At 62.8% G+C, this 17,441-nt stretch carries 12 protein-coding genes and 1 tRNA gene; 3 read left to right on the forward strand and 10 right to left on the reverse strand.

The features are described from left to right. Positions 1-289: 289 nt before the first annotated feature. The 7 genes from ampD to HS961_RS06640 all read right to left on the reverse strand — a co-directional run bounded on the left by ampD (position 290) and on the right by HS961_RS06640 (position 10,169). On the reverse strand, positions 290-913 hold the full coding sequence (ampD, locus tag HS961_RS06610; RefSeq protein ID WP_182326953.1) for a 1,6-anhydro-N-acetylmuramyl-L-alanine amidase AmpD: 624 nt from the start codon (positions 911-913) through the stop codon (positions 290-292). An 11-nt stretch (positions 914-924) separates the two neighbouring features. Further along, positions 925-2,460, reverse strand: coding sequence for a sigma-54-dependent transcriptional regulator (locus HS961_RS06615; RefSeq protein ID WP_182326954.1), 1,536 nt, complete (start codon positions 2,458-2,460; stop codon positions 925-927). Next, complete coding sequence (locus HS961_RS06620; protein ID WP_182326955.1) at positions 2,457-4,139, reverse strand: sensor histidine kinase; 1,683 nt, start codon at positions 4,137-4,139, stop codon at positions 2,457-2,459. Before HS961_RS06620 ends, HS961_RS06615 begins: the two co-directional genes overlap by 4 nt. A gap of 18 nt (positions 4,140-4,157) precedes the next feature. Then, the gene (locus HS961_RS06625) at positions 4,158-4,391 is read right to left on the reverse strand and encodes a PP0621 family protein (RefSeq protein WP_182326956.1); all 234 of its coding nucleotides are present in this window, start codon (positions 4,389-4,391) and stop codon (positions 4,158-4,160) included. Between the two features lie 6 nt (positions 4,392-4,397). After that, positions 4,398-5,204: a cytochrome C assembly family protein gene (locus tag HS961_RS06630; RefSeq protein ID WP_182326957.1), complete on the reverse strand. Its 807-nt coding sequence runs from the start codon at positions 5,202-5,204 to the stop codon at positions 4,398-4,400. Positions 5,205-5,331: 127 nt separating this feature from the next. Continuing rightward, on the reverse strand, positions 5,332-6,258 hold the full coding sequence (locus HS961_RS06635) for a diguanylate cyclase (RefSeq protein ID WP_182326958.1): 927 nt from the start codon (positions 6,256-6,258) through the stop codon (positions 5,332-5,334). Between the two features lie 41 nt (positions 6,259-6,299). Beyond that, on the reverse strand, positions 6,300-10,169 hold the full coding sequence (locus HS961_RS06640) for a response regulator (protein WP_182326959.1): 3,870 nt from the start codon (positions 10,167-10,169) through the stop codon (positions 6,300-6,302). 373 nt (positions 10,170-10,542) lie between these two features. Here HS961_RS06640 and ffh point away from each other — a divergent pair, with 373 nt between their 5' ends. Continuing rightward, the gene (gene ffh, locus HS961_RS06645) at positions 10,543-11,922 is read left to right on the forward strand and encodes a signal recognition particle protein (RefSeq protein WP_182326960.1); all 1,380 of its coding nucleotides are present in this window, start codon (positions 10,543-10,545) and stop codon (positions 11,920-11,922) included. A gap of 91 nt (positions 11,923-12,013) precedes the next feature. On the opposite strand, the gene HS961_RS06650 is transcribed toward ffh, so the two are convergent. Both HS961_RS06650 and selD read right to left on the reverse strand, forming a co-directional pair. Continuing rightward, entirely contained in the window at positions 12,014-13,273 is a 1,260-nt protein-coding gene (locus HS961_RS06650) for an SAM-dependent methyltransferase (RefSeq protein WP_182326961.1), read from the reverse strand. A 185-nt stretch (positions 13,274-13,458) separates the two neighbouring features. After that, positions 13,459-14,526, reverse strand: a complete 1,068-nt coding sequence (gene selD / locus HS961_RS06655) for a selenide, water dikinase SelD (protein ID WP_182326962.1) — start codon at positions 14,524-14,526, stop codon at positions 13,459-13,461. A 450-nt stretch (positions 14,527-14,976) separates the two neighbouring features. Here selD and HS961_RS06660 point away from each other — a divergent pair, with 450 nt between their 5' ends. Together HS961_RS06660 and HS961_RS06665 are read left to right on the forward strand one after the other, a co-directional pair. After that, positions 14,977-16,020, forward strand: a complete 1,044-nt coding sequence (locus tag HS961_RS06660) for an acyltransferase family protein (RefSeq protein WP_182326963.1) — start codon at positions 14,977-14,979, stop codon at positions 16,018-16,020. A gap of 1 nt (position 16,021) precedes the next feature. Continuing rightward, complete coding sequence (locus tag HS961_RS06665; protein ID WP_182326964.1) at positions 16,022-17,146, forward strand: acyltransferase family protein; 1,125 nt, start codon at positions 16,022-16,024, stop codon at positions 17,144-17,146. 166 nt (positions 17,147-17,312) lie between these two features. Here the strand turns inward: HS961_RS06665 and HS961_RS06670 are convergent. Then, a tRNA-Sec gene (locus tag HS961_RS06670) sits at positions 17,313-17,408 on the reverse strand. Positions 17,409-17,441 lie beyond the last annotated feature (33 nt).

Raw genomic sequence — 17,441 nt, forward strand, 5'->3', positions numbered from 1 at the left:
CTGTAGTGTATGGCGCCTTGTGCATTTTGTATGCAGCGCAAAGTGCCATGCTGCGCAGCAATACTGTGGCCACTGCGCATGGCGTGGTGTTTTGCGCAGGCAAACCACCGCTGTGCGTGTGTTTTCTGGCGGAACCCTGCTGCGAGCCTGCGTAAAACATAGGCATTCCACTTGCAAAAAAATTTTTCAAGTGTGGAGAAATGCTGTGTTTTTTGTGGCACGTATGCCTTGAATTGCACGCCGATGCGCGAAAAAGCGGGCTGTTTAGTGGGGTGGGCTATAGCCCGATTTAGAGATTGACTGAAGCGGGAAACATCGATGCCGGCCAGGCCAGGTCCTGCTGCAGCCGGGGCCAGCTGAAACCCGGGCCGGGGTCGTTCTTGCGGCCTGGCGCAATGTGCTCATGGCCGGCGATATAGGCGATCGCATACTGCGCGCGGATCTGCTGGCACAGCTGCACCAGACTCTGGTACTGCGCCGGCTCAAAAGTCTCGCCTTCCAGGCCTTCGAGCTCGATGCCGATGGAGTCATCATTGCAGCGGGGCCGGCCGCGCCAGAACGATTGGCCGGCATGCCAGGCGCGATGGTCGGCACTGACAAACTGCCACACCACCCCTTGGCGGCTGATGAAGAAATGAGAAGACACCTGCAGGCCCCGAATGCTCTGGAAGTAGGGGTGGGCATCCCAGTCGAGCTGGTTGGTAAACAAGCGCTGCACATCGCCCGTGCCGTAGATGCCAGGCGGCAGGCTGATCGAATGGACGACGAGCAGGTCGGTGGAGGCGCCGACAGGCCGGGGGCCGAAATTGGGCGAGGGGCAGTGCGTGGCCGTGCGCAGCCAGCCGTCCTGCCACAGCGCCGGATCGGGCGCTGTCTGGGCGCGGTGGGCAGGGGTGTCCGGTGGCTTGGGCATGGTCTCAGGCCCTAGGGCTGTACCCCATCGCTGGGGTCGTGGATCTGCAGCCGCTCCATGCGGTAGCGGATCTGGCGCAGGCTGATGCCCAGGCGGTTGGCGGCGGCTGTGCGGTTAAAACCAAACTCCTGCAGCGCGCGCACCAGGATGTCGCGCTCAATCGCATCGAGCCAGGCCTGGAGATCGGAGGGCAGATCCTGCGGCGGCGGAAAGCGCTGCAGGCTGCTGGGTACCGCGGCTGTGGCCTGCGGCTCGGGCGGCAGCAGCGGCGCAGTGGGCAGCACATAGGCCGGCGCCCGCTCTGCGACCATGGCCTGCGCAGGTGCCGGCATCGGCGATGCGGTATCGGCCCGGGCGGGCTCGATGTGCAGCAGGCCGCTGTCGCTCAGGGCCACCGAGCGCAGCAAGAGGTTCTCCAGCTCACGCACATTGCCCGGCAGCGCATGGCCGGCCAGCGCGTGGAGGGCCTCGGTGCTGAGCTGGGGCACGGGCTGCCCGCTCTCATGGGCGATGCGCTCCAGCAGCACCTGGCACAGCGCGGGCAGATCCTCCCGGCGCTCGCGCAGTGGCGGGATAAAGATGTCGATGACGTTGAGGCGGTAGTACAAATCCTGGCGGAAGCGCCCCGTCTGCACATCGGCGCCCAGGTCCCGGTGGGTGGCGCTGACGATGCGTACATCGACCACTTCTTCCTGCTGGGCGCCCAGCGGGCGCACCTTGCGCTCCTGGATCGCGCGCAGCAGCTTGGCCTGCATGGACAGCGGCAGCTCGCCGATTTCATCGAGGAAGAGGGTGCCGCCATGGGCAGCCTGGAAAAAGCCTTCACGGTCCTGGTTGGCGCCGGTGTAGGCGCCTTTGCGGGCGCCAAAAAACTCGGCTTCCAGCAAATTTTCCGGAATGGCGCCGCAGTTGACGGCCACCATCGGGCCCGTGGCGCGCTGGCTGTTGCGGTGCAAGGACTGGGCGACCAGCTCCTTGCCGGTGCCCGATTCGCCGCGCACCAGGATGGGCGCCATGCTGCCAGCCACCTTGGCGATGCGCTCGCGCACCTGCTGCATCACCAGCGAGGGGCCAATCAGTTCACGCTGGGCAGGGGGGCCGGGCTGCGAAGGCTTGCCTGGCAGCGCTGTAGGCTGAAAAGCAGCCGGAGAGGCGGCTTGCAAAGGCGCGGGCTGCAGCCCCTGGCTGGCCGAGGCCACCACCTGGCGGAACTGCTTGAGGTCCACCGGCTTGGTCAGGTAGTCAAAGGCGCCTTCGCGCAAGGCTGCGACGGCGTTGTCGGCCGAGCCATACGCGGTCATGACGATGGCGCGCTCGGACCGGCCCTGGCTGCGCAGGTCCTGCAGCAGCTCCATGCCCAGGCCGTCGGGCAGGCGCATGTCGGTGATCAGGATCTCGAAGCGGCGCTGCTGCAGCTGGGCGCGGGCTTCCAGCACCGAGCCGGCCGTGTAGACCCGGTAGCCTTCGCGCAGCAAGGTCAGCTCATAGAGGGTTCTGAGGTCGGGCTCATCGTCCACGACCAGAACAGTGGTGTTTTCAAAACTCATGCCTGGTGGATCAAATCTGTCTGCTGGGGATACGCGGGGCTGGCGGCCCGGCGAAACTGCACGATGAAGGCATTGCCCTGCGCCAGCGCGGGCAGCGCGGCGCTCTGCCTTTCGTAGCGGATCATAGCGCCATGGCGGGTGCAGAGCTCACGGCAGATGTACAGGCCCAGGCCGCTGGAGCGGCTCTCGGAGGAGAAGAAGGGCTCAAACAAATGCTTTTCGATGGTGGGCTCGATCGGTGCGCCGTCGCTCCAGACTTCCAAGGTGGTCGTGCCGGTCAGGCTGCTGTGGGTGCTCACGCGCAAGGAGTCGGCGCAGTCGCGGCGGTAGCGCTGGCCGTTGTTGAGCAGGTTGTAGAGCAACTGGCGCAGGTGGCCGGTATCAAAGGCCACCAGGCTGTCTTCAGCTTTCAGCGACAGCGCCACGGTGTGCGCTGCAGGCGCCATCGACATCCAGTCGTGGCAGATCTGCAGCACCGTGTCATTGAGCGCAATGGAATCGCCTTCGCCGGGCTGGATCTGGTTGTGCACGCGGGCAATGTCCAGGATGTCTTCGGCAATGCGGCCCAGGCGCTGGGCATTTTGCTCGACCATGTAGGTCAGGCGCTTTTGGCCCGGGTCGGTCAGCTCTTCATCCAGCAGCGCATTGGCCTGGGTGATGGCCGTCAGCGGGTTGCGGATCTCGTGGGCAACGGCGGCTGACATGCGGCCCATGGCCGCCATTTTCTCGGTGCGCAGCCGCGCTTCGATCTCGCGCAGGTCATGCAGAAACACCAGGCACAGCGGGTCATTGTCATGGCTGCCGATGGAGCCGAAGGTGGGCAGCGGATGGGTCAGCCAGGTACGCACATGCAGGCCGATCGGCGCCATCTGCGGTGCGGTCAGAGCCAGGTCCTGCGAAAAGGGTTTTTGCTGGGCAAAGGTTTGGCTAACCTGCTCGACCACTGCGCGCCAAGCTGGCAACTGCGCCAGTTCCAGCGGCAAATGGGGATGGCCCAGCAAGGCCATGGCGGCTGGGTTGGCAATGCGCACCTGCAAGGCCTGGTCGGCCACCAGCACGCCATCGGGCAGGTTCTGCAAGATCAGCGCATTGATCTGCTCTTGCTGGTTGGCAGCGGCCGCATTGCGCAAGCCGTGCAAGGTCTCGCGCTCCACGCGCGAGGCGAGCAGGCGTACCAGAATGCCCACCAGAAAATAGGCTGCGCCGGCCAGCCCGGCCTGGACGGTGTTCTGCGTGGCATCGGCCTCCAGCACCGAGAAACGAAAGCTCAGCGACTCGACAATCAGAAAAATCGTGATGTAGGCGCAACTGCCCAAGGTCACCAGCCAGCCGCCCAGGGTGCCGGCAAACAGCACTGCCAGCCCGAACATCGGCGTCAAGGTGTAGGTGCCCGTCTTGGTGACTTCCAGCAGCGAGATCAGCAGCAGATCCATGCCCACGGTGGGCAGCCAGGCGTAGACGCGGCGCTGCAGCGGTGGCTTGTGGCTGAGCGCGGCATACAGCATGGCCGAGATGCCATAAACGCCCAGCAAGGCCAGCTGCGACAGAAGCTGGCCCGATGCGGCCGGTGTGATGGCCATGGCCGCGAGCGCCAGCAGCAGGGCCACAAAAACCCGGGCCACCAGGTAGCCGCGCCACAGGCGTTTGAAAGGCGTCTCCATCAACTCCAGCGCGGCCACGGTGGAAGCGCCCCAGGCTTAGCGTTTGCCAGGCGCGGTGGCCTGGGCAAGGTGGGCTTGCGAGCAGTAATGCAGGCCTTGGTAGCGGATGGCATCGGACTGCGGCAGGTGCACGCCGCAGTGCGCGCAGTTCACCATGGGTTCGGGCTTGGCCAAGCGGTTCTTGGGTGGTGGCGGGGTGTTCTTGACCCGTTGGCGGCGCCACATGTGCCAGCCCACGGCCAGCACCAGCAATACCAGCAAATACTTCATGGTGGCTCAGTGTTTCAAGATGACTTCAAGGACAAAGCGCGAGCCCACATAGGCCAGCAGCAGCAAGGTGGCGCCCACATAGAGCATGTTGACGGCGCGCTGCCCGCGCCAGCCAAAGCGCTTGCGGCCGACCAGCAAGATGGCAAATGTCAGCCAGGCCATCAGCGAGAACACGGATTTGTGGTTCCAGACCCAGGCCTTGCCGTACAGTGCCTCGCCAAACCACCAGCCGGCCAGCAAGGTGGCCGACAGCAGGATGAAGCCGGCAGTGACAAAGCGGAAGGTCAGGCGCTCCAGCGCCAGCAGTGGTAATCCGCTGTCATGGCTGCCGTCCTGGCGCATCTGGCGCTCGGCCCGGGTCATCAGCGCGGCATGCACCACTGCGGCGGCAAACAGGCCATAAGAGGCAATACCCAAGGCCAGATGCAGCGGCAGCCAGGGCGAGGCATTCACATGCAGCGGGCTGCCGGGGAACACACCGGCCAGCAGCACCGCCATGCAGCCCATGGCCGACAGCGGCCAGCGCGAGCGCAGTTGCGGGTAGAGCTGCTGCTCGACCACATAGACCGTCAGCACCAGCCATGCAGTCACCGACAAGGCGGGCGCAAAACCGAAGTGGGGCGTGTCGCCAATCAGGCTCCAGGCGATGGCTGCCAGGTGCAAGGCCCAGGCGGCGCGCAAGCCCCAGCGCGCGCTGGTCTCCTGCAGGCGGCGGGCCGCAAGCGCGGGGATGGCATAGGCAATAGCCGCAGCAATGGCCAAGGCCCAGCCGATGGGGCTGGTGCTGGCTGCGGCAAAGGCGGGAGAGAGCATGCCCGCTATCATAGCTGCGGCGAAAGGCCTGTGTGGCCTGGGCTGAGGCCAGCGCCTCCCAATCTGCTGGCTATTGCACCCAGTCAGATGGCGCGAGCCGCCCTCCACCCGCGCGTCCAGAGGGTCACTAAAGCCCGACGCCGGCTGCGCAGACGCGGTTGCGGCCCTTGGTCTTGGCCTCGTAGAGCAGCTCATCGGCACGCCGCAGGCAGTCCTCCATGCCATCGGTCTGGCCGCAGTGGATGGTCAGCACCCCGCAGCTCACGGTCAGTTCCGGCGCGGTGGTCGAGGCTGCATGGACGATGGACATTTTCTGCACCTCCCGGCGAAAGCGTTCCACCACCTCCAGCGCATCGGCATGGCCGGGCAGGATCAGCGCAAACTCTTCGCCGCCAAAGCGGGCGGCCAGGTCATAGGGGCGGCGGGCATGGCGTGCCAAGGTGCCTGCCACTTGCTTGAGCGCCTCATCGCCTTGCACATGGCCGTAGTGGTCGTTGTAGAGCTTGAAGTGGTCGATATCGATCAGCGCCAGGCCCAGTGGGTCGTTCCGGCGCAGGCACACGCGGTGGCTGCGGCGCAGCATGTCATCAAAATGCCGGCGGTTGGCCAGGTTGGTGAGGCCATCCACCTGGGCCAGGCGCTGCAAGGCCTGGCGTTGCAAGGCCAGGTCGATCTGGTTGCGCACCCGCACGCTGACGACGGCCGGGCGGATGGGCTTGGAGACATAGTCGGCCGCACCCAGCCGCAGGCCGTATTCTTCCGCTGCCGCATCGCTTTGGCCGGTGATGAAGATGATCGCAATGCCGGCGGTGGCCTCGTGTTTTCTCAGCTGGGTCAGCACCTCGTAGCCATTCATGCCGGGCATGCTGACATCGAGCAGTACCAGCAGCAGGCGGTGCGATTCGCGGGCGGCGATGGTCAAGGCGCTGGGGCCGTCCTTGGCCAGCAGCACGCGGTACTGCTGGCCCAGCAGCTCGGCGAGCATGGAGCGGTTGACGCGCTCGTCATCCACAATCAGGATGGTGGGTTGGTCGTTATCGGGCTCGGCTTGCATGGGGTATCCATCAAAAATCTCAACAGCGCAGAGAGCGGCGCTCAGGACAAAATCTGTTCCAGCCGCTCGATGGCGGCCAGTGCGGCGTCGGCGTCCAGGTCTTCCACATGCTGCAGGATTTGCTGCAGCAGCGGCGTCCAGCGCGCGGCCGGACTGGCCGAGAGCATGCGTTCGAGTTCACTGACCGCTGCGTAGTCGCCATCGGCCACCAGGCGCTTGAGCTGCTGGAGTTCCTGGCGCAGGTGGTGGACCGGCGCTGGGCCCGCAGCAGGCGCCATGTTGATGGCCGCCTCGAGCGGGCTGGGTGCATTCTGGCGCGTCGCCATGCCTTGCAGCAGGGTTTGCAGCTGGGCCGCAAACTCGCTGGTCTCTGCGTGCAGCTGGTGCTGCGCTGTCGCCTCGGGTGGCCGCGCCTGCGTCCAATCCCTGGCCTGGTTCTCGATGGTTTCAGCGGCCTGCACCAGCGCGGCGGCATCGAGGTAACCCAGCGCGCCCTTGAGCGAATGGGCCAGCATGGACAGCGGCTGCCATTCAGCCTGCTGCACATGCAGTACCAGGGTCTGGGGCGCATCGGCAAAGTCGCGGTAAAAGCCGGCCAGCACCCGCTCCACCCGCTCGGCGTTGCCATGGAAGCGCTGCAGCATCTTGGCGTGGTTGATACCCGGGGTGGACGCCAGGCGGGAGTCATCGCGCAGGAACTCGGACTCGGCGGCGTCCTGGCCGTCGGCGCCGCTGTGTGGGCCTGCGATCCAGTCGCTCAGGGTCTCGTACAGCTTACGTTCGTCAATCGGTTTGGTCAGGTGGGCGTTCATGCCCGCTTCTTCAATCGCGCTGCGGTCCTCGACCCGGGCCTGGGCGGTCAGGGCAATCACCGGCAGTTGGCGCAAGTGCGGAAGCTGGCGCAGGGCGCGGGTCGCATCCAGTCCATCCATCTGCGGCATGTGGACGTCCATCAGCACGGCATCGTAGTGCTGCCGTTCGAGCATGCTCAGCGCTTCGGCGCCATTGGTGGCCAGGCCCACCTGCACGCCGACCAGACTGAGAAAGTCGGCCGCCACCTCACGGTTGAGTGCATTGTCATCCACCACCAGCACATGTCTGCCGCGCAGTTGGGGGTAGAGCTGGGCCGGGTTGGCATGTGACGCCTGCGGCGAGGCTGCGGCACCGGGCAGCGCGCGCCGCGAGACGCTGCCGCCCTGCGATTGCAGCGCCTCCAGAATGGCGTTGAACAGCACCGACTGCGTCACCGGCTTGATCAGCAGGCCTTGCAGACGCAGTGCTTCTGCCTTGCGCATGACCTCGTCACGGCCATAGGCCGTCACCATCAGCACCGCCGGGGTGGAGGAGAGGTTTTCTTCCTCCCGGATGCGGCGCGCCACCTCCAGCCCATCCATGCCCGGCATGCGCCAGTCCATCAGCACCAGGCCATAGGGCGTGCCCACGCGTGAGGCCAACTGCAGATCGGACAAGGCCTGCTCGCCCGAATCGACCGTGTCGGCGCGCATGCCAAAGCCGCGCACCATCTCGGCCAAGATGTCCCGGGCACTGGCGTTGTCGTCGACGATCAGCACCCTGTCTACCGGCGTGCCGTGGTAGCGGGCTGGCTTGGGTGCTTGCTGCATCTGGGCGGTATGCAACTGCACGGAGAAGTAAAAGGTGCTGCCCAGACCCGGGCTGCTTTCCACCTTGAGCTCGCCACCCATCTGGCCCACCAACCGGTGGCAAATGGCCAGGCCCAGACCCGAGCCGCCATAGCGCCGCGTGGTCTGGCTGTCGGCCTGGGAGAAGGGGCGGAACAACTGGCTCATCTGGGACGGGTTCATTCCAATGCCGGTGTCCTTAACGCTGACCTCCAGCCCGATCTTGCCTGGCGGCAGGGCGCGGTTGCTGGCGATCTCAGCGGTTCGGATGCTGATCACCACCTCGCCCAAGTGGGTGAACTTGATGGCGTTGCTGACCAGGTTGTTGAGCACCTGGCTCAGGCGCAGGGGGTCGCCGCTCAGTTGCCGAGGTACATCGGGCGCTACCGAATACACCACCTCGATGGCCTTTTCCTCGGCGCGCAAGGTCGTCACGGCCGAGACCGTTTCCAGTACATCGTCCAGCGCGAACTCCACATTCTCCAAGGTGAGCATGCCCGCTTCGATCTTGGAGAAATCCAGGATGTCATTGATCACCGACAGCAGCGCATTGGCCGACAGCTCCACCTTCTCCAGGTAGTTGCGCTGTTTGGGCAACAGCGGCGTTTGCTGGATCAGGCGCGTCATGCCGATCACGGTGTTCATCGGCGTGCGGATCTCATGGCTCATCGTGGCCAGGAACTCGGACTTGGCGCGCTCGGCCGCCTCGGCCATTTCCTTGGCTTTTTGCAACGCCAGCTCTGCCTCGCGCTCGCGGGTGATATCGAGCATGATGCCGTCCCAGGCCGTACCGGCCTCCTGGCGGCTGGGCGCCGAGCGGCAGCGCAGCCAGCGCAGGCCGCCATCGGGGCGGATGATGCGGAAGCTGCAGTCAAACAGGCTCATGCGTTCCAGCGCCTCGCGCTGCTGCTGCCGGTACATGGCCAGATCGGCCGGATGGATGGTTTTGGTATAGGCCGTGTTGTCCGCCATGATCGCCTGCGCGCTGACGCCGATGAGCTTTTCAATACCGGCGCTGATATAGCTCATGCGCAAGGGAGCGGCTTCGCCTTCAACGCGGTAGATCGCGCCGCTGGGCAGGTTGTCGGCCAGGGCTTCCAGCCGCTGGCGCGCCTGCTCGCGCTCGGACAGATCCTGTATTGTGCCGCTGAGGCTGACGATCTGGCCGTTGCTGTCATAGTCCGCCTGGCCCAGGATGCTGGCCGGAAACTGCCCGCCATCGGGCGTGTAATGGACGATATCGAGGCGGTAGGGCTGGCCGGTCTGGGCGCATTGCGCAATGGCAGCGGTCACCCGGGCATAGTCCTGCGGCGGCATCATGTGCGCGACGTCGTCCTGGGTCAGCTTGGGGCCCTGCGGGTCCAGGCCGTTCATCTCGTACATCATGTCCGAGGCCTCGATGTGCCCGCTGGCGAGGTCGAGTGTCCAGCTGCCGATGCGCGAGAGGCGTTCGGCGCGGCGCAGCGAGTCATAGCTTTGGCGCAGCTGGTGCTCGGACTCACGCATCTGCGTCATGTCGCGCGAGATGCCCAAAAGCCCAATGACTTCGCCGTGCTCGTCGCGGTACGGGCTTTTGATGGACTGGAAGCTGAGCCGGCGTCCGTCGATCAGGGCGTGGGCCTCCGACACCACCGGCTTGGTGGTCTGAAATACGGCGGCATCGTCCTGGGCAAAGTTGTTGCGGCCACCCAGGATCTCGGCGTCGGTCTTGCCGATCAGGCCCCCGGGCGGCATCTGGGTGATGGCTTCGGCAGCGGGGTTGGCGAACACATAGCGCCCCTGCCGATCTTTGACAAAGACAATGTCCGAAGTGCCACGCATCACCGCATCGAGCAGGTGCGTGGACTGGCGCCACTGCTGGGTGCTTTTCTCCACCTGCTGCTCCAGCGCAGCGTTCAGCAGTTGGATCTCCTGGTCGCGGCGCACCCGCTCGGTGATGTCATGCGCGATGGTGAATAGCTGCTTTTGCCCCTCCGCCCACTGGCAGGTGATGTGCACCTCTACGGGAAAGCAGGAGCCATCCTTGCGCTGGTGCGTATTCGTCGCCACGGCGTGGTCCCCGGGCTCCATCTTCTGCCACATGGCATGGAGCGCTTCCTCGGGCAGGTCCAGCGCAAAATCGGCCACGTTCATGGCCAACAGCTCTGCCCGGCTGTAGCCCATCTCCTGGTAGGCCTGGGCATTCACATCCAGGATCCGGCCTTGCGTATCGGTCACAAAGAATGCGTCCGAGAAATGGTCTAGCAAGTGGCGATACGGCGTATCTGGCATCGGTGGTCCTGGTCAAAGAAAGCGCCACCTCCAGGTGGCGGGTAGGGCGCTGGTTTGAACGGCCGTGCAGCTACAGCAGGGGCGTGCAAGGGCCGCTGAGGCATTGTCGCGGTTCCCTGCCGGTATTTGCGCAGCCTGAGAGCCTAAATTCGTTTGGCGCTTCATGGTCAAACATTTCTCTATGGTGGGGAGCGGGCCATAGTTTCTTGCGCTGGGCCGCCAGCTGGCAGCCCCGACCCCGCGCCGGTTTTGGGGCGAGCGGGTAGAATCAAAGGTTTGCAGGGTTGTTGCTTACAGCCCTTTGCGCCCGGGCACCCGATGCCGGCATGACCACGGCGCGCCGCTTTGCCACGATTACTCAAGACTCCACCCTATGGCTTCCGCACTGACCGATAAACTCTCGCGCCTCGTCAAGGAAATGCGTGGCCAGGCCCGCATTACCGAATCCAACGTCCAGGACATGCTGCGCGAAGTGCGCATGGCCTTGCTGGAGGCGGATGTGGCCTTGCCGGTGGTGCGTGACTTCATTGCCCGCGTGAAGGAAAAAGCGCTGGGCCAGGAAGTGCTGGGCAGCCTCAAGCCAGGCCAGACCCTGGTGTCCATCGTCAACAAGGAACTCGCCGCTACGATGGGCGAAGGCGTGGCCGACATCAACCTGCAGGCCCAGCCGCCAGCGGTGATCCTGATGGCCGGTCTGCAAGGTGCCGGTAAGACGACCACCACGGCCAAGCTGGCCAAGCACCTGATCGAGCGCCGCAAGAAGAAGGTGCTGACCGTCTCGGGAGACGTCTACCGCCCCGCCGCTATCGAGCAGCTCAAGACGGTCACGCAGCAAGCAGGTGCCGAATGGTTCCCCAGCACGCCCGACCAAAAGCCGTTGGACATTGCCAACGCCGCGCTCGACTATGCCAAGCGGCACTATTTCGATGTGCTGCTGGTCGACACCGCTGGTCGCCTGGCCATCGACGAAGTGCTGATGACCGAAATCCAGCAACTGCACAGCGCCTTGAAGCCGGTTGAGACCTTGTTTGTCGTCGATGCCATGCAGGGCCAGGATGCGATCAACACCGCCAAGGCCTTCAAGGAAGCCTTGCCGCTGACCGGCATCGTGCTGACCAAGCTCGACGGCGACTCGCGCGGCGGTGCGGCGCTGTCGGTGCGCCAGATCACCGGCGCGCCGATCAAGTTTGCCGGTGTCTCGGAAAAGCTCGATGGCCTGGAAGTGTTCGACGCCGAACGCCATGCGCAGCGCGTGCTGGGCATGGGCGATATCGTCGCCCTGGTCGAGCAGGTGTCCAAAGGCGTGGACATGGAAGCGGCCCAGAAGATGGCCGAAAAGATCAAGTCCGGCGACGGCTTTGATTTGAACGACTTCCTGGGCCAGCTCCAGCAGATGAAGCAGATGGGCGGCCTGTCGACCTTGATGGACAAGCTGCCCTCCGAGCTCGCAGGCAAGGCCGGCAAGGTCGACATGGACAAGGCCGAGCGCGAGGTGCGCCGCAAGGAAGGCATCATCTGCTCGATGACCCCCTATGAACGCGCCAAGCCAGAATTCATCAAGGCCACGCGCAAAAAGCGTATTGCCGCAGGCGCTGGTGTGCAGGTGCAAGAGGTCAACCGCCTGCTCAACGAGTTTGGCCAGATGCAGCAGATGATGAAGAAGATGAAGGGCGGCGGCCTGATGAAGATGATGAAGAAGATGGGCGGCATGAAGGGCATGATGGGCGGCGGCATGCCCAAGCTGCCGTTCTAAGCACGTTCGGTCTTTGCGGCGCTGCCCATAGCGCCCTCCATCGCCAAGGCGCCCTTGCACAGGGCGCCTTTTTACTTTCTGCTCTATCGGTTTACCGGTGTGGCGAGCGCTGCCGCTCTCGCTCGGCCAAGGCGGCCTTGCGGGCGCTGATGTAGTCACGGGTCAACGGCACCGCCTCTTGCTTGCGGGCCATCTGCACCTGAAAGACGGCAATGTCCTGGTAGCGGAAGGCGGTCTCGGACATCGACAGGTAGAACTCCCACATCCTGCAAAATCGTTCGTCGTACAGTTCCATAGCTTGCGCGCGTTTGGCCATGAAGCGCTCACGCCAGTGCCGCAGGGTAAGCGCATAGTGCAGGCGGAGCACCTCGACATCGGTGACTACCAGGCCGGAGCGCTCCAGCGCGGGCATGAACTCGGACATCGACGGAATGTGCCCGCCGGGGAAGATATAGCGCTCAATCCAGGGGTTGTTGAAATCCGGCACATCGCTGTTGCCGATGAAGTGCAGGAGCATGACCCCGTCCTCGCGCAGCAGCGAGCGGCATTGCTGGAAGAAGGCATCATGGAACGCGGTGCCGACATGCTCGAACATCCCCACTGACACGATACGGTCAAAAGGCCCCTGGGTGTCGCGGTAGTCTTCCAGCCGGTAGTCCAACTGGGCTGCCTTGTCTGACAGCGTTGCACGTTGGCGCGCGACCTCCAGTTGCTCCACGGATAGCGTGATACCCGTCACCTGCCCCGCGTCCGCCACTTCGGCCAGGTAGCGCGAGAGCCCGCCCCAGCCGCAGCCAATGTCGAGCACCTGCTGACCCGGCTCGACCAGCAGCTTGGCGGCGAGATGCCGCATCTTGGCCAGCTGGGCCACCTCCAGCGGCTCATCGCCTTGTTCAAAGTAGGCGCAGGAGTACTGGCGTTCGCCATCCAGAAAGAGGTCGTAGAGCTGGTCATCGAGGTCGTAATGGTGGGCCACATTGGCGCGGGCCTTGCGACGCAGGTTGTGCTGCAGCAAGGGCTTGAGCCGCATGCGCCAAGCATCCAACGTACGCACTGTCGCCGATACCGGCACGTTCTTGGCATGGCGGAGCAGCAGTTCCAGCACGTCATAGATGCTGCCTTGCTCCACCACCAGGCGTCCCTGCATGAACATCTCGCCAAAGTTCAGATCCGGATCCCGCAGAATGGCCCAGATCGCCCGCGTGTCGCTGAAGCGGATGCTGGCCGTGGGCGAGGTCCCTGCGCCAAAGCGCTGACTTTTGCCGGAGGGGAAGACTACCTCCAGCATGCCCGTCACGACAAGAGGCGCCAAATTGCGCGCCAACAGCTGCTCTGCCAGTTTCCCAAACATGGATGTCCGCCCTTTCTCGTCTTTCTGCTGAAGATCTTTGAACCAAGGTCGGAGTGTGTGTCCCCGTTATTGCGGGGTTGTCGAGCGATTGTTGCCAAATCGTGGAGAGGCGCCATGTGCCAGCGGATGTCCCCATAAAAAACGCCTGCATGCAGCAGGCGTTGGTGGGGGGAGATGCTGCCGTTTTAGGACACCACCACCTGGGCCTCGCCCGCCTGCATATGGCCGACCACGCAGGCATCGGCAAAGCCTTGGCTTTTGAAGATATCGAGCACCTGGCCAGCCGCATCGGGGGTGCAGGACACCAGCAGGCCACCCGAGGTTTGCGGATCGGTCAGCAGGCTGCGCATGGCTTCGGGCACTTGCGCATCCAGCGCCACGTGGCTGCCATACGAATCCCAATTGCGACCCGATGCGCCGGTCACCACGCCTTGCTGGGCCAGCGCCAGCACGCCGGGCAGCAGCGGCAGCGCGGCGCTGTCGATCACGGCCGTCAGCTGCGCGCCGCGCGCCAGCTCCAGCGTATGGCCCAGCAGGCCAAAGCCGGTGACATCCGTCAGCGCATGCACATCGGCCAGCTGCGCCAGCGCGGCACCGGGCCGGTTCAGCTGGGTGGTAGTGCGCACCATGCTGGCGTAGTCACTGTCGCTGAGCAGGCCTTTTTTCAAGGCGGCAGACTGGATGCCAACGCCGATGGCCTTGCCGAGGATCAGCACATCGCCCGCCTGCGCATCGCGGTTGCGCTTGAGCTGCGCCGGGTTGACGATGCCGATGCCAACCAGGCCGTAGATGGGCTCGACCGAGTCGATGGAGTGGCCGCCGGCGAGCGGAATGCCGGCATCTCGACAGACAGACTCGCCGCCTTCCAGAATCTTGGCGATGACATCATGGGGCAGCACATTGATCGGCATACCGACAATGGCCAGCGCCATCAGCGGTGTGCCGCCCATCGCATAGATATCCGACAGCGCATTGGTCGCGGCGATGCGGCCAAAGTCATAGGGATCATCGACGATGGGCATGAAGAAATCGGTGGTCGCAACAATCGCCTGCGTGTCGTTGATCTGGTAGACCGCCGCGTCATCGGCCGTCTCTGTCCCCACCAAGAGCGGTGCATAAAACTGCTTGGGCACCGCACTGCGGCTCATCAGATCGGCCAGCACCCCAGGGGCAATCTTGCAGCCGCAGCCACCACCATGCGACAGCGAGGTCAGGCGCGGCGAAGCGGGAAGGGGGGCAGTCGGGGCATTCATACAGACATCCTCATGGGTAACAGACAAGCGAGAAAAACGGTGCCGCCAATGGCGACCCACCATTATCGGCATTTGGCGGGCGGCGCTGCGCTGTTTTTGGAGGACGAGGAGGCGGCCATTCCGGAGATGGGAGAAAGCGGTGGGAGAGGGCCTGGCGAGACTTTGTGGGCATTCCCATTTGGGGCCGCTGTTGCCGTGCCCATCAGGAGTTGGAGGCGAGCGATTGTCCGGTGCTATAACGCGCTGGATATCTGCATGTGTTGTTCGTTGTCGCCACTGCATGTGTACAGCACACAGATGCCTATAAAGAAAATGTCAATCAATGCAGTATTTTTGAATTGGAAAAAGCAAATGTCGGCCTGAGATAACATGGTTGCCAGAATTACATGGGGCAGTGCTTCATCAGGTATGCTTTCAGATTTTTCTGGGAAATAAAATTGAGGCGGGGGTATGCGAGAGAATAATTTCGATCTGCTTCGACTCATGGCGGCCTTAGGCGTGTTCTGGGCCCATGGTTCTCTCTTCTATGATCTGCAGATCACCCCGTTTTTCAACAATACCTACAGCGCTGGCTCGCTGTCGGTGTACGTCTTTTTCTTTATCAGTGGCTATCTCAATGTGCAGAGCTGGCGTCGAACGGCGCAATGCACAGCGTTTGGCATCAAGCGGGCGCTGAGGATTTTCCCCGGGCTGCTGGCGGCGGCCTTTGTCTCGGTGTTTGTCATTGGTGGACTGATGACGACGCTGGACCTGAAAAGCTTTCTGGCTTCGGGGCAGACCTGGGGGCTGTTTGTCAACTATGGCAGCGGCCTTGCAACACTCAACCACCTGCCGGGAGTGTTCGCCAACAATCCTATTCAAAACGCGGTCAATGGCTCCTTGTGGACCATCAAGTACGAAGTGATGATGTATATCCTGCTGGCCCTTTTTGGCGTCACGCTTGGGCTTTCCCGCCGGGTTCTCATCACCATCGTGGCGCTGTCGGCCGCGGCTTTTCTGTTGGTCAAGGTTCCTGCATTGGATGAGGGAGCCATCAGCTGGCGAGATTTCTGGCAATTCGCCGCCATGTTCTTTGCGGGGGCTGCTTTTAACTACATTCCCGCCCATCGCAGGTTATGGCTGATCGTGCCCATGCTGTTGGGCTTCGCGATTGCTTGCACCGGTACCAACCTGGCGGTCGTTCAGGGCGGGGTTTTTCTCTGTTTGCCCAGTGCCATTTTTCTGCTGGCCCATTGGAAGCCCCTGACCCGTATCCGGCTGCGCCATGATTTGTCTTATGGCATCTACATCTATGCATTTCCGGTGCAGCAGGCCCTCACCGAGATCAGCCTGAGACATGGGATTTCCAAGCCTATATATATGGTCGTGGCGCTGGTCATCGTGTTGATGCTGGCGCTGGCATCCTGGGTCCTGATCGAGCGCCCGGCCATCGCATGGTCCCGCGCTCTGGTGAAGCCTAGGCGTCGGCCCTCGCATTCCTATGTAGAACCCTGAAATGATCCAGCAAATACAGTTACTCCGCTTGATGGCGGCGCTATGGGTGGTGGTTTTTCATGGCGCGTTGCTGGGGATGTTTTCGGAGGTTAGCCCCTGGCTGGCTTCTGTCATCCAGTTTGCCTATGCCGGGGTGGATGTTTTCTTCGTTATCAGCGGCATCATCATGGCGCATTCCACCAAAAATATAGGCTATGGGCCACGCACTGCAGCGACATTTCTGCTGGCTCGACTGTCCAGAATCTATACCGGCTGGTGGCCGGCCATGCTGCTCTATGTCATCTACTTAAAAGTAACGCATCAACTCGGCCCCCACATCCAGCTGCAGGCATCATTTTTTCTCTACTTTTCGGATCTTGCAGGCCTTGTCAGCATTGCGATCTGGTCATTGATGTTTGAGCTGTATTTTTACCTGCTCTTATCACTGGGCTTGCTGCTGCCGAAATGGAATCGTGAGCGCGCTCTTAAAATTCTTTTTGCTGCACTGGTTGTGCTCAATCTCTATCTGTTGGGGGGGCGCTCTGCTGCAGATGGAGGCAGGGAGCAAAACTGGATTCAGCTCTTTTATATAGCCCCGCTGGTCGCCGAGTTTTTTATGGGCTACTTTCTATACCAGTATCTTCAAAAACAGTCGGCGGCGTCATGGAAACCATGGGGGCTGCTGGCGGCCACATGGATTGCGCTCATTGTCTATTCCATGCCCCATTTTGAAGATTATCCTTATGGTTTGGCGAATTTTCATTACTGGCCAGAACGCGCGGTGTTGATTGGCGGCGCCGCCTTGGCAATTGTCGGCATGGCCTTGAAGCTTCCTTCTCCGAAGAGCAGGTTCTTGCGCATGTTGGCGCAGTGGGGCGACTACTCTTACGCTATTTATTTGCTGCACATTCTGGCGTTCAGCCTGATGCTGACGCTATTGCCATGGAATAGTTTGAATGGCCAACTCCATCTGGTGATTGCCCTTGGCGTCATCCTGGCCTTGCTGCCAGTCTCGGCCGCCTACTACCACTGGGTCGAACGCCCAGCCTATCGATTCTGCCGCCAACGCATCAACCGCTGGCTGAACCCGCTGGTTCCTGATGGGTCTGGGCTGCTGCCGATCTACAAAAATCAACAGCCGCGATAAGGCATGCGCGGAGGGCGCTTAGAGCCATGGTGACTCAGCAGTGGATATGAGGAGCATACCGGGCGCAAGCACCAGCGTCGCAGACCATGCGTTGAAATACTGAGAGGCGGAAAAGAGAGCAGGGCGCAGCCTCTGTCGGTCTGTGTTACCGGGGCGGATACCGAAGTGGCGGAAGACAGCTGGAGTCGAACCAACCCAGGAGTGGCTGACACCCCTCACCGGGTTTGAAGCCCGGCCGCGCCACCGGGCACGATTGCCTTCCCTGCAACACGTGCGTGTTGGGCAAGATGGAAGA

This window comes from Comamonas piscis (assembly GCF_014109725.1).
Lineage (GTDB): Bacteria > Pseudomonadota > Gammaproteobacteria > Burkholderiales > Burkholderiaceae_C > Comamonas > Comamonas piscis.

Excerpts from the sequence above, each read along its gene's own strand:
- HS961_RS06615 (WP_182326954.1), bottom strand. The coding sequence starts at position 2,460 with ATGAGTTTTGAAAACACCACTGTTCTGGTCGTGGACGATGAGCCCGAC.
- HS961_RS06630 (WP_182326957.1), bottom strand. The coding sequence starts at position 5,204 with ATGCTCTCTCCCGCCTTTGCCGCAGCCAGCACCAGCCCCATCGGCTGG.
- HS961_RS06665 (WP_182326964.1), top strand. The coding sequence starts at position 16,022 with ATGATCCAGCAAATACAGTTACTCCGCTTGATGGCGGCGCTATGGGTG.
- ampD (WP_182326953.1), bottom strand. The coding sequence starts at position 913 with ATGCCCAAGCCACCGGACACCCCTGCCCACCGCGCCCAGACAGCGCCC.
- selD (WP_182326962.1), bottom strand. The coding sequence starts at position 14,526 with ATGAATGCCCCGACTGCCCCCCTTCCCGCTTCGCCGCGCCTGACCTCG.
- HS961_RS06650 (WP_182326961.1), bottom strand. The coding sequence starts at position 13,273 with ATGTTTGGGAAACTGGCAGAGCAGCTGTTGGCGCGCAATTTGGCGCCT.
- HS961_RS06640 (WP_182326959.1), bottom strand. The coding sequence starts at position 10,169 with ATGCCAGATACGCCGTATCGCCACTTGCTAGACCATTTCTCGGACGCA.
- HS961_RS06635 (WP_182326958.1), bottom strand. The coding sequence starts at position 6,258 with ATGCAAGCCGAGCCCGATAACGACCAACCCACCATCCTGATTGTGGAT.
- HS961_RS06625 (WP_182326956.1), bottom strand. The coding sequence starts at position 4,391 with ATGAAGTATTTGCTGGTATTGCTGGTGCTGGCCGTGGGCTGGCACATG.
- ffh (WP_182326960.1), top strand. The coding sequence starts at position 10,543 with ATGGCTTCCGCACTGACCGATAAACTCTCGCGCCTCGTCAAGGAAATG.
- HS961_RS06660 (WP_182326963.1), top strand. The coding sequence starts at position 14,977 with ATGCGAGAGAATAATTTCGATCTGCTTCGACTCATGGCGGCCTTAGGC.